Annotated in this window: 11 protein-coding genes; 4 read left to right on the top strand and 7 right to left on the bottom strand. The window is 66.2% G+C overall.

Annotated features, from left to right (window positions below; all coding sequences use genetic code 11):
* Positions 1–79: 79 nt before the first annotated feature.
* Positions 80–1,333, top strand: coding sequence for an APC family permease (locus tag ACR65J_RS08325; protein ID WP_440167726.1), 1,254 nt, complete (start codon positions 80–82; stop codon positions 1,331–1,333).
* 8 nt (positions 1,334–1,341) lie between these two features.
* Here ACR65J_RS08325 and hisS read toward each other — a convergent pair whose 3' ends face one another.
* The gene (gene hisS, locus ACR65J_RS08320; protein WP_440167724.1) at positions 1,342–2,712 is read right to left on the bottom strand and encodes a histidine--tRNA ligase; all 1,371 of its coding nucleotides are present in this window, start codon (positions 2,710–2,712) and stop codon (positions 1,342–1,344) included.
* Positions 2,713–2,941: 229 nt separating this feature from the next.
* Here hisS and ACR65J_RS08315 point away from each other — a divergent pair, with 229 nt between their 5' ends.
* The 3 genes from ACR65J_RS08315 (at position 2,942) to ACR65J_RS08305 (ending at position 6,329) form a co-directional block, all read left to right on the top strand.
* Positions 2,942–3,760: a peptidylprolyl isomerase gene (locus ACR65J_RS08315; protein WP_440167722.1), complete on the top strand. Its 819-nt coding sequence runs from the start codon at positions 2,942–2,944 to the stop codon at positions 3,758–3,760.
* A 66-nt stretch (positions 3,761–3,826) separates the two neighbouring features.
* Positions 3,827–5,455, top strand: coding sequence for a DUF349 domain-containing protein (locus ACR65J_RS08310; protein ID WP_440167720.1), 1,629 nt, complete (start codon positions 3,827–3,829; stop codon positions 5,453–5,455).
* A gap of 100 nt (positions 5,456–5,555) precedes the next feature.
* The gene (locus ACR65J_RS08305; protein WP_440167718.1) at positions 5,556–6,329 is read left to right on the top strand and encodes a type IV toxin-antitoxin system AbiEi family antitoxin; all 774 of its coding nucleotides are present in this window, start codon (positions 5,556–5,558) and stop codon (positions 6,327–6,329) included.
* Here the strand turns inward: ACR65J_RS08305 and ACR65J_RS08300 are convergent.
* The 6 genes from ACR65J_RS08300 to ruvA form a co-directional block, all read right to left on the bottom strand.
* A complete protein-coding gene (locus tag ACR65J_RS08300) occupies positions 6,210–8,600 on the bottom strand; it encodes a RelA/SpoT family protein (protein WP_440167716.1) in 2,391 nt (796 codons plus the stop codon). The two genes, ACR65J_RS08305 and ACR65J_RS08300, sit on opposite strands and share 120 nt — an antisense overlap.
* Positions 8,601–8,748: 148 nt before the next feature.
* Positions 8,749–9,765 (bottom strand): protein translocase subunit SecF, encoded by a 1,017-nt coding sequence (gene secF, locus ACR65J_RS08295; RefSeq protein WP_440167715.1) that lies wholly within the window; start codon positions 9,763–9,765, stop codon positions 8,749–8,751.
* Positions 9,765–11,522, bottom strand: a complete 1,758-nt coding sequence (gene secD, locus ACR65J_RS08290) for a protein translocase subunit SecD (protein WP_440167713.1) — start codon at positions 11,520–11,522, stop codon at positions 9,765–9,767. Before secD ends, secF begins: the two co-directional genes overlap by 1 nt.
* A 100-nt stretch (positions 11,523–11,622) precedes the next feature.
* Positions 11,623–12,030 carry a preprotein translocase subunit YajC gene (gene yajC, locus ACR65J_RS08285; protein ID WP_440167711.1) on the bottom strand — a complete coding sequence of 136 codons (408 nt, stop codon included), beginning with the start codon at positions 12,028–12,030 and terminating at the stop codon, positions 11,623–11,625.
* Positions 12,031–12,239: 209 nt separating this feature from the next.
* The gene (gene ruvB / locus ACR65J_RS08280) at positions 12,240–13,325 is read right to left on the bottom strand and encodes a Holliday junction branch migration DNA helicase RuvB (protein ID WP_440167709.1); all 1,086 of its coding nucleotides are present in this window, start codon (positions 13,323–13,325) and stop codon (positions 12,240–12,242) included.
* Complete coding sequence (ruvA, locus tag ACR65J_RS08275; RefSeq protein WP_440167707.1) at positions 13,318–13,962, bottom strand: Holliday junction branch migration protein RuvA; 645 nt, start codon at positions 13,960–13,962, stop codon at positions 13,318–13,320. The genes ruvB and ruvA overlap by 8 nt, the downstream gene beginning before the upstream one ends.
* Positions 13,963–14,009 lie beyond the last annotated feature (47 nt).

Here is a 14,009-nt window from a genome sequence, read left to right as displayed (position 1 = left end):
AAAACAGTGGGAAGTTCAATATGATCGTTGCGGGAACGATCCCGTCCGAGTTTACCCGCTGGAAGGAGAATGCCGCCGCATGGGCGAACCGCAGCAGCTGCAGCGCAGGCTCGGGACCTTCGACGCCACCGCCATCGGGCTCGGGTCCATGCTCGGCGCCGGGGTATTTGTGGTCTTCGCTCCGGCCGCCGCGCTGGCCGGAAACCTGCTGGTCCTGTCGGTACTTGTCGCGGGAGTGGTGGCATACTGCAACGCCGTGGCGTCTGCCGCCCTCGCCGCCAGGTATCCCACCAGCGGCGGAACCTACGTGTACGGCCGGAAACAGCTCGGCGAGTGGCCGGGCTTCTTGGCCGGCTGGGGTTTCGTCACAGGCAAGACGGCCTCCTGCGCGGCCATGGCGTTGACGTTCGGCAGCTATGTGTCCCGGGATTATGAGGTCCCGGTCGCTGTGGCCGCCGTCGTGGCGCTCACAGCTGTTAATCTGCTCGGTATCACCCGGACCGCCCTGCTGACGCGGATCCTGCTGTGCATGGTCCTGGCAACGCTGGTGTTCGTTGCCATCGCCGCCGTGCTGGGCCCGCACGCCGGGGCGGAACTTGCCGGGCCGCCGTCGGGTAATCCGGCGGGTGTCCTGCCGGCGGCCGGCCTCATGTTTTTCGCGTTCGCCGGTTATGCCCGGATCGCCACGCTGGGCGAAGAGGTCAGGAATCCGGCGCGGACCATCCCCCGGGCCATTTTGGCGGCCCTGGCGGGCGCTTTTGCGATATATCTGCTGCTGGCAGTGCTCCTGTTGGCCCACCTCGGAGGGCGGCTTGCCCTGTCCGGAACACCGCTGCTGGACGCTGTTCTGGATTCCCGCCTGGCCGTTGCCGCGCCACTGGTGCAGGCGGGCGCAGCCGCCGCGTGCCTGGGCGCCCTCCTCGCGCTGATCACGGGCGTGGGGCGGACCACCCTCGCCATGGCGCGGGAAGGTGACCTTCCAGGCCCGCTGGCAAGGCTGGGCGGCACCCATACCGTTCCGTTCGTGGCGGAACTTGCCGTGGCCGCCGTCGTCATCCTGCTGCTGCTGACCACCAACGTGATGACGGTGGTGGGCTTCTCAAGCTTCGGCGTGCTGGTGTATTACGCAGTGGCGAACGCGTCCGCCTTCACCCTGGCGAGCCACCCCGGCTACGCTCCCCGCTGGCTGAACGCCGTGGGTTTCCTGGGATGCATCGTCCTGGCCTTCACCTTGCCGGCGGCCTCGGTCCTGACCATGGCAGCCGTTCTCGGGGCCGGTCTGGCCGGGCGCTGGCTGGTGCTGCGTTTCCGGCAGCACCAGCCCAGGCCCTAAGTGTCCGGCTAGACCGAAGCTGCTGCGGTCGCGGTTGTCTCCACCTGCACCGTCAGGTCCTCCACCGGCGGCATCCAGGTTTCGGGGGCGGCCAGCACCTGTTCGCCGGTGCGGATGTCCTTGACCTGGTGCGTGCCGTCCTCGTCAGTGAACCAGACGAACGGGATCCCCCGCCGGTCGGCGAACTTGATCTGCTTGCCGAACTTCTCGGCCTTGGCCGCCACTTCGGTGGGAATCCCCCGGCTGCGCAGCAGGGCGGCGACGTCCTGGGCACCGCCCCAGCTGTCGTCGTGGTTCAGGGCCACCAGCACTGCGGTGGGAACCGAGCGGGAGGCTTTGGCCAGGTCCTGGCTCAGGATCCGGGAAACCAGGCGGGTGACGCCGATGGACAGGCCGACGCCCGGGAACTTCCGGTTGCCTTTGGACGCCAGGGCGTCGTACCGGCCGCCGGAGCAGATGGAGCCAAGCTGTTCGTGGCCCACCAGCACGGTTTCCACCACGGTGCCCGTGTAATAGTCCAGTCCGCGGGCGATGCTGAGGTCTGCCAGGACCTTGCCGGGAGCCCGCTGGACGGCGGCGTCGATGACCTGTTCGAGTTCGTCCAGGCCTTCATCCAGGAGATCGTTGCTGACGCCCAAGGCCCGGACCTGCGCCACGAAGGACGTGTCTTCCGTGCGGATGGCTGCAAGCTGCAGCGCCTTGGCGGCCTGGTCATCAGAAGCGCCCAGTTCGCTCTTCAGCAGTTCGGCCACCTTGGCGGGACCGATCTTTTCAAGCTTGTCGATACTCCGGAGCACGCCTGCAGTGTCATCGAGGCCGATGCCGCGGTAGAACCCTTCGGCGAGCTTGCGGTTGTTGATCCGGAGCCGGAAGTCGGGGATGGGCAGGGCACTGAGGGCCTCGGCGATGACCAGCGCAATCTCGACGTCGTAACGGAACGGAAGCTCGCCGTCGCCCACCACGTCGATGTCCGCCTGCGTGAACTCGCGGGCCCGGCCTTCCTGGGGCCGCTCGCCGCGCCACACCTTCTGGATTTGGTAGCGGCGGAACGGGAAAGCGAGGTAGCCGGCGTTTTCCACGACGTAGCGGGCAAAGGGAACCGTCAGGTCAAAATGCAGGGCCAGCGCGTTGGGATCCGCCTTGCCGCCCTTGACGGGGTTGTCGCTCTCGTCCTCCTGGAGCCGGCTGAGTCCGTACACTTCCTTGTCGATCTCCCCCTTGCGGAGCAGCTGGCCCACCGTCTCCACTGCCCGGGTTTCGATCGAGGTGAACCCGTGCAGCTCAAAGATCCGGCGCAGGGTATCGAGCACATGCAGCTCCACCAGCCGCTCCTCGGGAAGCCACTCGGGGAATCCGGACAGGGAGGCTGTGCGTGCCATGGGGAAGGTTCTCCTTAGGGATGGAAGGCGCGGCGGCACTGGCGGCCACACCGTTCAAAGACGGGGTTCGGCGGCAGCACAGCCAGCCATGCATAAACTATGTGCGGCAGCCAGTTTATGCGTCATCCGTGTGCATCTCTAATGCGGCGGACCTGCACGGCCTGGCTTGTATTTCCTGCGCGCCGCGGCCAACCCCGGGGCACCAGCAGCCCGACGATGAGGAGGACCCTTGCCGGCCAGTCCACGCAGTGCCCGCGAAACGAGACGGCGCATCCAGCAAATGGAAGCCAAGCGTGACCTCCGGCGCGACCAGGAGAAGCGGCGCAAGCGCGACAACTTCGTGGCCGCCGGTGCGGGAACCGCCGCCGTTGTGCTCGCCGTCGTCCTTCAACTCACGGCGTTCGCCGGGAACCCGACCGAGGACGAGTATGCGGCCGCGCAGGCAGGGCTGACGGAGCCATCCGCTTCGGCCAGCGCGTCCGCCACTCCATCCGCTGCGGCAACCAACGGGCCGAACATCCCGGCCGCGGACACCGCCGCGGGCAAGACGTTCACTGGCCAACTGCTGCTGAACGGCAGCCCGCTCGGCGTGGAGGTGGACGGAACCAAGGCTCCGCAGGCCGCCGCCGTCTTCAAGTCCCTCAGCGACGAAGGCTACTTCAACGGCAAGACGTGCCACCGCCTCACCACCGGGGAACAATTCGGCGTACTGCAGTGCGGTTCACCCACTGGCGACGGCCAGGGTGACCCCAACTACACATGGGGTCCGCTGGAGAACACCCCCGCTGACAACATGTACCCCGCCGGCACCATCGCCGTGGCCCGTACCGGCAACAATGCCTACGGCAACGGGACACAGTTCTTCATTGTCTACAAGGACACAGCCATCCCGGCAGACGCTGCGGGCGGCTACACCGTGGTGGGCAAAGTGACCTCGGGGCTTGACGTGGTGGCGAACATTGCTGCCGCAGGCATCACGCCGGGAGCCAGCGACACGGACGGCGCGCCAAAACAACCAGTCACGATAGACTCGTTTTCTCTGAAGTAGGAGCCGGGCCGGCAAGGCCGCGGTGCAGTACGTGAGTATTTCCCTCCAAGCGAAAGACTTTTAGCGGTGACAGACAGTCAGAAATCCGACGAAACAGCAACAGGCGCAACCGACTCAACGGTTCCGGCCGCCAGCGACGCTACCGATACTGCTGCACAAGCCGAGCAGGCACCTGTGAACCCCGAAGCCACCGCTTCCGAAGAGGGCGCTGCGCAAGAGGGTGCCCCGGAAGAAGGTGCCCCGGAAGAGGCCGGCGCCGGTCATACGGCAGAAGACCAGGCCGGTGGAACCACTGCCGCCGAACCGTCCGCGTCAGCCCCAGCAGCCCCACCGGCTCCCGGGCCCCGGCCGTCCGCCCCGTCGCCTGCTGCCTTCGCGTCACGTCCCAAGCCTGCAGCCGCTGCCCCCGCTGCCGCTCCGGTTCCCGCCGCGCCCAGCACGTCGGTGGCCGAGGCCTCCAAGTGGGCCCGGGTGGAAGGGGACGGCCACGTCTACCTGAATATCGACGGCGGCGAGCACCCCGTGGGACAGTACCCCGGTGTGAGCGGCGATGAGGCGCTGATCTACTTTGCCCGGAAGTACGACGACGTCGTGGCCCAGATCGTGCTCCTCGAGCAGCGCGTCAGCTCCAAGGCTCCCAGCACCGACATGCAGAAGACGGTCACGCACCTGCGCGAGCAGCTCGCTGAACGGAACATGGTGGGCGACCTCCGCGCAGCCGAGGCGCGCCTGGACAAGCTTGCCGGCGAGATCGCCGAGCTGGAGAGAGTCGAAAAGGCCGAGCACGATGCCGTGCGCGCTTCCGAGCTTGCAGCGCGTGAGGCGATTGTTGCCGAGGCAGAGCAGATTTCCGGCCAGGATCCCGCCCAGACCCAGTGGAAGACCTCCAGCGCCCGGATGAACGAGCTCTTCGAGAACTGGAAGGCAGCCCAGAAGAGCGGCGTGCGGCTGGGCCGCAGCAACGAGGACGCCCTCTGGAAGCGCTTCCGGGCGGCCCGCACCGTCTTCGACCGTCACCGCCGGGCGTATTTCTCCCAGCTGGACAGCAACAATTCTGCGGCCAAGACTGCCAAGGAAAAGCTGATCGCCGAGGCCGAGGCCCTGTCCACGTCCACGGACTGGGGCTACGCCGCCGGCGAGTACCGCCGCCTGATGGACCAGTGGAAGGCATCGCCGCGGGCAAGCCGCAAGGATGATGACGCCCTGTGGGCACGGTTCCGCGCCGCGCAGGATGTTTTCTTCACGTCCCGGCAGGCTGCCAACGACGAGATCGACCAGGAATACGCTGCGAACCTCACCGTGAAAGAGTCGCTGCTGGCCGAGGCCAACGGCATCCTGCCGGTGAAGGACCTGGCAGCCGCCAAGAAGGCACTCCAGTCCGTCCGCGACCGCTGGGAAGAGGCCGGCAAGGTACCCCGCGCGGACATGGGCCGGATCGAGGCCGGGCTCCGGAAGGTGGAAGACGCAGTCCGCCATGCCGAGGAAGAGCAGTGGCAGCGGTCCAACCCGGAGCGCAAGGCACGCACCAACAGCGCGCTGTCGCAGCTGGAGTCCGCCATTGCCGGACTTCAGGAAGACCTCGCCGAGGCCGAGAAGAGCGGTGACCAGCGGAAGATCAAGGCTGCGCAGGAAGCCCTCGAGGCCCGCCAGGCGTGGCTGGACCAGATCCAGCGTTCTGCCAGCGAGTTGTCCTGACCTTCCTTCCCTGAAGTGATGGTCGCAGGCCCGGTCCGGTTATCCACATAACCCGGACCGGGCCTGTGCCTGTTAACCACGGTCCGGGCAGGATGGATGGATGGGCACACCTCCATCTTCCCCGGCCGCCGGCCCGGGCCGGGAACCCTCCGCCGCCATCCCCGGGCCGGGCTGCCCGGCAAGTGGAGCGGAGGCGTCCGCGGTGCCGCGCTTTCCCGAACTGTACGCACCTGGGATGCCCTTCGCCGGTCCGGAACTCCAGTCACTGGCAGCCGACGGACTGCTGGCCCGCTTCCACCAGGACGGCTACACCCTTCCAGGTTTACCGGCATCCCCGCAGCTGCGGGCAAGGGCCGCAGCCGGGGCTGTGCCGGCGGCCATCCGGCAACGCGTTGTGGCGGGACGGATGACGGCGGCATGGATCTACGGCTGCGCTGCCGAACCGGACAGGCTGGCCCTGCTGGTGGACGCGAAGCGGCGGGTGTCCAGCCTGCGGAATACGCGGGGCTGCACGCTGCACGAAGTGAAGCTGGGGCCGTTCGATGTGATCAGCCTGGGCGGTCTGATGGTTTCCAGCCCCTTGCGGACCGCCCTTGATATCGCCCTGCACGTGGAATCGCAGCGGGCCGTGCCAGCCCTCGCCGGTTTGCTGGCCCGCCCGCAGCAGGACGTGCGGTTGCGGCTGCTGGTACGGGCTATCGAGGCGACACCACGGGTGCCGCACAAGCGTGCTGCGTTGGAGAAGCTGGCCCTGCTAGCTCCGGCGTTTGTTTCCGGTGGTGCGGTAGACGTCGAAGACTCCGTCGATCCTGCGGACGGCGCTCAGGACGTGGCTGAGGTACTTGGGGTCACCCATCTCGAAAGCGAACTTTGAGATGGCCACCCTGTCCGTGGAGGTGTGGACGCTGGCCGCGAGGATATTGACGTGGTTGTCCGACAGGACCCGTGTCACGTCCGAGAGCAGGGACTTGCGGTCCAGGGCCTCCACCTGGATTTCCACCAGGAAGACGCTCGACTGGGTGGGGGCCCAGTCCACATCCACAATCCGGTCCGGCTGGTCCTTCAGGTCGGAGATGTTGGTGCAGTCCGTGCGGTGCACGGAGACGCCGGATCCCCTGGTCACAAAGCCAAGGATCGGGTCCGGTGGAACGGGCGTGCAGCAGCGGGCCAGCTTCACCCAGACGTCGCCCACGCCGCGGACCACAACACCGGAGTCGGAGAAGCGGGCCTTGCTGACCTGGGTGGGGATACTGATCTCTTCGACGTCATCATCGGCGCTCTCGTTGCCGCCCAGGCTTTCGATGAGCTTTTCCATGACCGACTGCGCCGATGTATGGCCGTCGCCCACGCCCGCGTACAGGCCGGAGATGTCCGCGTATTTGAAATCCTCAGCCACGGCGGCCAGTGCCTCATGCGTCATCAGCCGCTGCAGTGGCAGGTTCTGTTTCCGCATGGCACGGGTCAACAACTCCTTGCCGCGGTCAATCGCCTCCTCGCGGCGCTCCTTGCTGAACCACTGGCGGATCTTGTTGCGTGCCCGGGCGCTCTTGACGAAGTGCTGCCAGTCCTGGCTGGGCCCGGCGCCCTCGGCTTTGGAGGTGAAGATTTCCACCCAGTCGCCGTGGTTCAGCTCACTGTTGAGCGGGACCAGTTTGCCGTTGACCCTGGCGCCGATGGTGCGGTGGCCCACCTCGGTGTGGACCGCGTAGGCAAAGTCCACGGGCGTTGATCCCGCCGGCAGCGCCATGACTTCGCCCTTGGGCGTGAACACGAACACTTCACGGGCGTTGATTTCGAAGCGCAACGAATCCAGGAACTCGCCGGGATCCGAGGTTTCCTGCTGCCAGTCCACCAGGGAACGCAGCCATCCCATGTCGCCGTCGCGGGGGCTTCCGGGACCAACGGCGGTGCGGTTGGGCTGGTCCTTGTATTTCCAGTGGGCCGCCACGCCGTACTCAGCCCGACGGTGCATCTCGTGCGTGCGGATCTGGATCTCAACCGGTTTGCCGCCGGGGCCGATCACGGTGGTGTGCAGGGACTGGTACATGTTGAACTTGGGCATCGCGATGTAGTCCTTGAACCTGCCGGGCAGGGGGTTCCAGCGCGAATGCATGGTGCCCAGGGCGGCGTAGCAGTCCCGGACGGAGTCCACCAGGACACGGACACCCATGAGGTCGTTGATGTCGTCGAAGTCCTTGTCGCGGACAATCATTTTTTGGTAAATGGAGTAATAGTGCTTGGGCCGTCCGGTGATGGTGGCCTTGATCTTGGCGGCCCGCAGGTCCTCGGTGATCTGGTCGCGGATGACGCCCAGGCTCTTTTCCCGCTCGGGGGTCCGGTCCCCCACCATTCTCACGATTTCTTCGTACACCTTGGGGTAGAGAGCCGCGAAGGACAGGTCCTCGAGCTCCCACTTGATGGTGTTCATGCCCAGGCGGTGCGCCAGAGGAGCGAAGATTTCCAGGGTTTCACGGGCCTTGCGGGCAGACGATTCTGCGGAGACGAAGCGCCAGGTGCGGGCGTTGTGGAGCCGGTCGGCCAGTTTGATCATGAGGACACGGATGTCCTTGGCCATGGCCACGACCATCTTGCGGACCGTCTCCGACTGGGCGGCCTCGCCGAAGCTGACCTTGTCCAGTTTGGTCACGCCGTCCACCAGCATGGCCACTTCCGGCCCGAAGTCCCGCTTCAGGTCAGCGAGGGTGTAGGGGGTGTCCTCAACGGTGTCGTGCAGCAGGGCCGCCGCCAGGGTGGTGCCGCTGAGGCCAAGTTCGGCGAGGATGGTGGCCACGGCCACCGGATGGGTGATGTACGGGTCGCCGCTCTTGCGCTTCTGTCCGCGGTGGCTCCGCTCAGCTACGTCGAAGGCGCGCTGGATGAGGTCAAAGTCCTCTTTGGGATTATTGGCGCGGACAGTCCGCAGCAGCGGCTCAAGGATGGGCGAATAGGTGGCCGCTCCACGTCCGGTCAGGCGTGCGAGCCGGGACCGGGTCCGCTCCCTGCGGCCGGGAAACGTGGCTCGGGACCCTGTATTATCAACAGGAACCAGGGAACCCGGGCGCGCGGGGGATGCCGCACCGGCTTGTACACCGGCAGGACTTTTTTCTTCCTGTGCCGTTGGCGCCGACGCCGAACGTTCTTCCAATGAAGCACCCCTCACCACCGTTTAATTACTCCAGTCTATTCCCCCGGCCAGCCACTTTTATAACCGGGCGCGGACAGCCGAAGGCCGGGCAACGCAGAGTCTGCGTTGCCCGGCCTTCGATGGGCTGAGGACTGGCTGGTACTGCCCGTCAGGCTTTAGCCGGCGATGCCGGAACTGCCCGTTCCGCTGATCCGGCACGCCGCTGCTGGACACGCCGGGCCTGCTTGACCAGGTCCGGTTCGCCCTGGCGGAGCCAGGCGTACATCGGCGCTGCGACGAAGATAGTCGCGGCGGTGCCGATGAGGATCCCGACGAACAGTGCCAGGGACAGGTCCCGCAGCGTTCCGGCGCCCAGGAGCCCGGCACCGATGAACAGGATGGCGCCCACGGGGAGGATTGCCACCATCATGGTGTTAATGGAACGCACCAGGGTCTGGTTGACGGCGAGGTTGACTTCCTCGCCGAACGTCCGGCGTGTGGATGCGTCGATTCCGGTGGTGTTTTCCCGGATTTTGTCGAAGACCACCACGGTGTCGTACAGGGAGTAGCTCAGGACCGTCAGGAATCCGATGATGGCCGATGGCGTGACCTCGAAGTCACTGAGCGCATACACGCCGGCCGTGATGAACATGGTCGCAGCCATGCCGGCCAACGCCGAGAGGGACATTTTCCAGGTGCGGAAGTACAGGGCCATCAACACGGCCGCGAGCAGGACGAACACCACCAGGCCGATCAGCGCCTGCTTGGTCACGTCGGCACCCCAGGTGGGGCCAACGAACGTCGAGGTCACCTCGTTGTCGGTGACACCGTAAGCGCCCGTGAGGCCCTGCTTGATCCGGAGGGTCTCGTCGTCCGTCAGCTTGTCCGTCTGGATGCGCATGGTGTTGCCGGCCACGTTCGCAACGCGCGGAACACTGCCGGCGACCACGTCAGTCACGGCTTTTTCGCCGATGGTGGTGTCCGTGGTCTTGACGTTCGAGACCGTGAATTCGGAGCCTCCGCGGAATTCGATGCCGAGGTTGAAGCCGCCTTTGGCCACCGGGATGAGGATGGACAGCGCCACTCCCACCGCGGCGATGATGAACCAGATCTTCTTGGCCCCTACAAAGTCGTAGGAACGCTTCCCGGTGTAGAGCTCGTTGCCGAACGTAGCGAAGCCTGACATTACTTGTTCTCCTTCGCGGAGGTCTTGGACGAGCCGGCCAGCTGTTCCTGCTTCTCTGCCAGGCGCCGTTCAGCGATGGTCAGGCGGCGTTCGGCCTCGGCCGCTGCTCCGGTGTTCTTGGTACGGACCACCACGGGCTTGTCATCGGGAGTGCGGACCCGGCCGGCACCGCGGTAGAGCGGCACGGCGCCCAGCCGTTCGGGGTCCAGGCCGGAGAACTTGTGGCCTTCACCGAAGAACCGGGTGCGGGCCAGCAGCTGCAGCGTGGGGTGGGTGAACATGAACACCACGATGAGGTCGGCGATGGCGGTCAGGCCCAGGGTGAAGGCAAAGCCACGGACGTTGCCCACGGCCACGAAGTACAGGACCAGGGCGGCCAGGAGGTTGACGGCCTTGGAGGCAAGAACAGTGCGCTTGGCGCGCTTCCAGCCGTTTTCGACGGCGGACACCAGGCCGCGCCCTTCGCGCAGTTCATCACGGATGCGCTCGAAGTAGACGATGAAGGAGTCTGCGGTCTGGCCGATGGCCACGATGATGCCTGCAACGCCTGCCAGGGACAGCCGGTAGTTCTCCGTCCAGCCCAGGATCGCGATGGCCAGGTACGTCAGGGCACCCGCCACCACCAGCGAGGCAATGGTGACGAAGCCCAGGGCGCGGTATTGGAACAGCGAGTAGACCACCACCAACAGCAGGCCGATCAGGCCGGCCAGCAGGCCCATGCGCAGCTGTTCACCACCGAGCGTGGCGGAGATCTGCTGTTCGCTCTGGATGTCGAAGCTGATGGGAAGGGCGCCGAACTTCAACTGGTCGGACAGCGCCTTGGCGGTCTGCTCGGTGAAGCCGCCGGTGATCTGCGGACGTCCGTCGGTGATGACGGCCAGCGACCGCGGGGCGGAGATGACCTGGTCATCCAGCACAATGGCGAACTGGGACTTGGGGTCGGTGCCCGACTCGCCGCCGGCGGCCACGTAGAACTGGTTGAGGCGTTCGGTGACCGCTTTGAACTTGGCCGTGCCTTCGGCGTCGAACTGGATGTTGACGGCCCAGTCGTTGGTCACGGCTCCCTGCGCACCCTGCTGCAGCTGGAAGGACGAGGTGACGATGTTGCTGCCCTTCACCTCCACGGGACCCAGGATGTACTTGATGGCCGGGGACTTGTCCGTGGCAGGCTCGCAGGTTACCAGCGGCTTGGTGGGATCTGACCGCTGCGATTTTTCGGCCGCGGGGCTGTTACAGTCCAGGGCCTCGAACTGCTTGTAGATCTCAGGGGTGATCCAGTTGGTGTCACTGCTGTTGGCCGGCTCAGCTGTCGGCTTGGGCAGCTGGTCCTCCGGGGTCCGCGATTCCGGGGGCACGGCTGCCCCGTCGCCGTTGAGGAGGACGGGGCGGAAGTTCATGTCCGCGGACGCCTGGATGAGGTTCCGGGTTTCGGCAGAGGGCGTGCCGGGGAGGCTGACCACCACGTTGCGCCCTGACTGGGTGCTGATTTCCGCTTCGGAGACGCCGGAGCCGTCAACGCGCTGGCGGATGATCGCCACGGCCTGGTTGAGCTGCTGTTCGTTGATGTCCGAACCGCCCTCCACCTTGGGCGCCAGGATCATCTGCGTGCCGCCCTCAAGGTCCAGGGCCAGTTTGGGCGCCCAGCTGGCCTGCCCGGCGATGGTGCCGCCGGCCAGGACGGCAGTCAACGCTGCCAGGAGTACGCCAAGCCAGACCAGGACGCGGAGCCCTGGTTTCTTGCGGCCAGTTCGTGCCATTGTCGATCTTTCTCTTATTCGCGGAAGAACCGCCGGCGCGGGTTGTTACCTGCGCCGGCGGTGGTCCGCAGCGGTAGAGGGAGGAAAGGGGCCGGCGGGCCTAGCTGTCCTTCTTGCCCTCGTCGTTGAGGCGCTTCAGGGTTTCTTCCGGAGTCTCGGCGCTGGTCGCGCTGCTGCCGGTCTCCGGAGTGGTCAGTGAGGACGCGTCGTCCGGTACAACCGGGGAATCAGCGGCGGGCTCGGCAGTAACATCCGCGGCAGGCTCGACGACCTTGGTGACGGCCTGGCGGTGGACGGTGGCCAGGTTGCCGGGGGAAAGTTCAAGGGTGACCTTGTTATCGGCGTCGTCGATGTCCACGATCCGGCCGAAAAGGCCAAAGCTGGTCATGACCTCCACGCCCGGGCCAAACTTCGACTGGAGCTCTGCCTGCTGCTGCTGCGTCTTCTTGTTGCGGCGGAACATCATGAAGATGAACACGCCGAGCATGACGAACAGGAGAATTGACATTGGATCCAAGGGGAATTCCGTTCTTTTGCGTGGTGCAGCTGGTTTTCCAGCGACGTTGGCTTCGCTTCGGCCGGGGCGGCTGGTGGCGCAGGCAGAACGCCTGACATTTCCTTCCCCAAGCGACGGGGGCGTCAGGGCCACCCGCGAAACAAAGACCCGAACGTGCCGGGCGTCATACCAGTCTAAAGGGAAAAGCTGAACGGAGCCTGCTATTGGCTCTCCGGGGCCCAGTCCCCTGCCTCGGAGGTCTCCGCGCCGGGCTCGAAAAGGTCCAGCTGCTCCTGCGCGAAGACTCCGGACGGGATGGCATACCCCATGTGGGCCCAGGCCGGCGCCATGGCGATCCTGCCGCGGGGCGTGCGGCCCAGCAGTCCTTCCCGGACCAGGAAGGGCTCCGCCACGGTTTCCACCGTTTCGGTTTCCTCGCCCACGGCGATGGCTAGGGTGGACAGGCCGACGGGGCCGCCGCCGAACTTGGTGATAAGGGCGTCGAGGACGGCGCGGTCCAGCCGGTCCAGCCCTTTCTTATCCACTTCGTACATGTCGAGGGCGGCGGACGCGGTCCTCGCATCGATTTGTTCGACTCCGTGAACCAGTGCCCAGTCCCGGACCCGGCGCAGCAGGCGGTTGGCGATGCGTGGGGTGCCGCGCGAACGGCCTGCGATTTCGGCGAAGCCGGCGGAGTTGACCTTCAGGTCCAGCAGCCCGGCTGAACGGCGCAGGACCAGTTCCAGCTCCGGGACGGAGTAGAACTCCAGGTGCCCGGTGAAGCCGAACCGGTCACGCAGTGGACCCGGAAGCAGCCCGGCACGGGTGGTGGCGCCCACCAGGGTGAACGGCGGCAACTCCAGGGGAATGGCCGTGGCCCCGGCGCCCTTGCCCACCACGATGTCGACGCGGAAGTCCTCCATGGCCATGTACAGCATTTCCTCGGCCGGGCGGGACATGCGGTGGATCTCGTCAAGGAACAGGACCTCGCCCTCGGACAGCGAGGACAGGATGGCCGCGAGGTCGCCGGCATGCTGGATGGCGGGCCCGCTGCTGAGGCGCAGCGGAGCGTTCATCTCGGCGGCCACGATCATGGCGAGGGTGGTCTTGCCGAGGCCCGGCGGACCGGAAAACAGGACGTGGTCTGCGGTGCGTCCCCTCATGCGGGATGCCTGCAGCACCAGCGACAGCTGCTTGCGCACCCGGTGCTGGCCAACGAAGTCATCCAGGTTCTTGGGCCGCAGGGCCGCCTCGATGGCACGCTCCTCCGGCTCCTCCCCCGCGGCGACCAGTGACGGTTCAGCCACGGGTACCTACGCGGTTGCCTGCGCGTGCGCCGTCCTGGCCCAGCCATCGGAGGGTGGTCCGCAGGATTTCCGGGACGTTGCCGCGGAAGGATACTTCCGGGTCGTCGGCAAGGGCCTTGTCGATGCTGGCAGAGGCATCTTTCTCGGACCAGCCCAGGCTGGTCATGGCCGCCACCACCTGGGGTTTCCAGGAGGCTTCGGCAGGAGTGGCGGCACCGGCTGCTGCAGGGGTCCCCTGCGGGACGAGCTTCCCGGCCAGCTCCAGCACGATCCTCCCTGCCACTTTGGGCCCGATGCCGGGAACCTTGGTGAAGGTCTTGCTGTCGCCGGTGTGCGCTGCCACCCTGATCGCTTCGGGATCGTGGACAGCAAGGACGGCAAGGGCCAGCCGCGGACCAACGCCGCTGACGCTCAGGAGGATGTCAAAAACCTCGCGTTCGTCATCGGAGGCGAAGCCAAAGAGCGTCAGCGAGTCCTCCCGGACAATCAGTGAGGTGAACAGCTGGCCTTCGTCACCCACGCGCAGCCGGCTCAGGGTCTGCGGGGTGGCGTTGACGCTCATCCCGGCACCGTTGAGGTCTATCACGGCCGTTGACAGGCCAAGGTGCGCTACGGTTCCGCGGAGGAAACTGATCAAGGCCGGGCTCCCGTTGTACTGCGGGCCTCCAAAGTGAGAGCCCGGCT

The organism is Arthrobacter sp. SAFR-044 (assembly GCF_059414985.1).
Note: the sequence above shows the minus strand (reverse complement) of the source record. Positions and strands in the feature narration are given on the sequence as shown.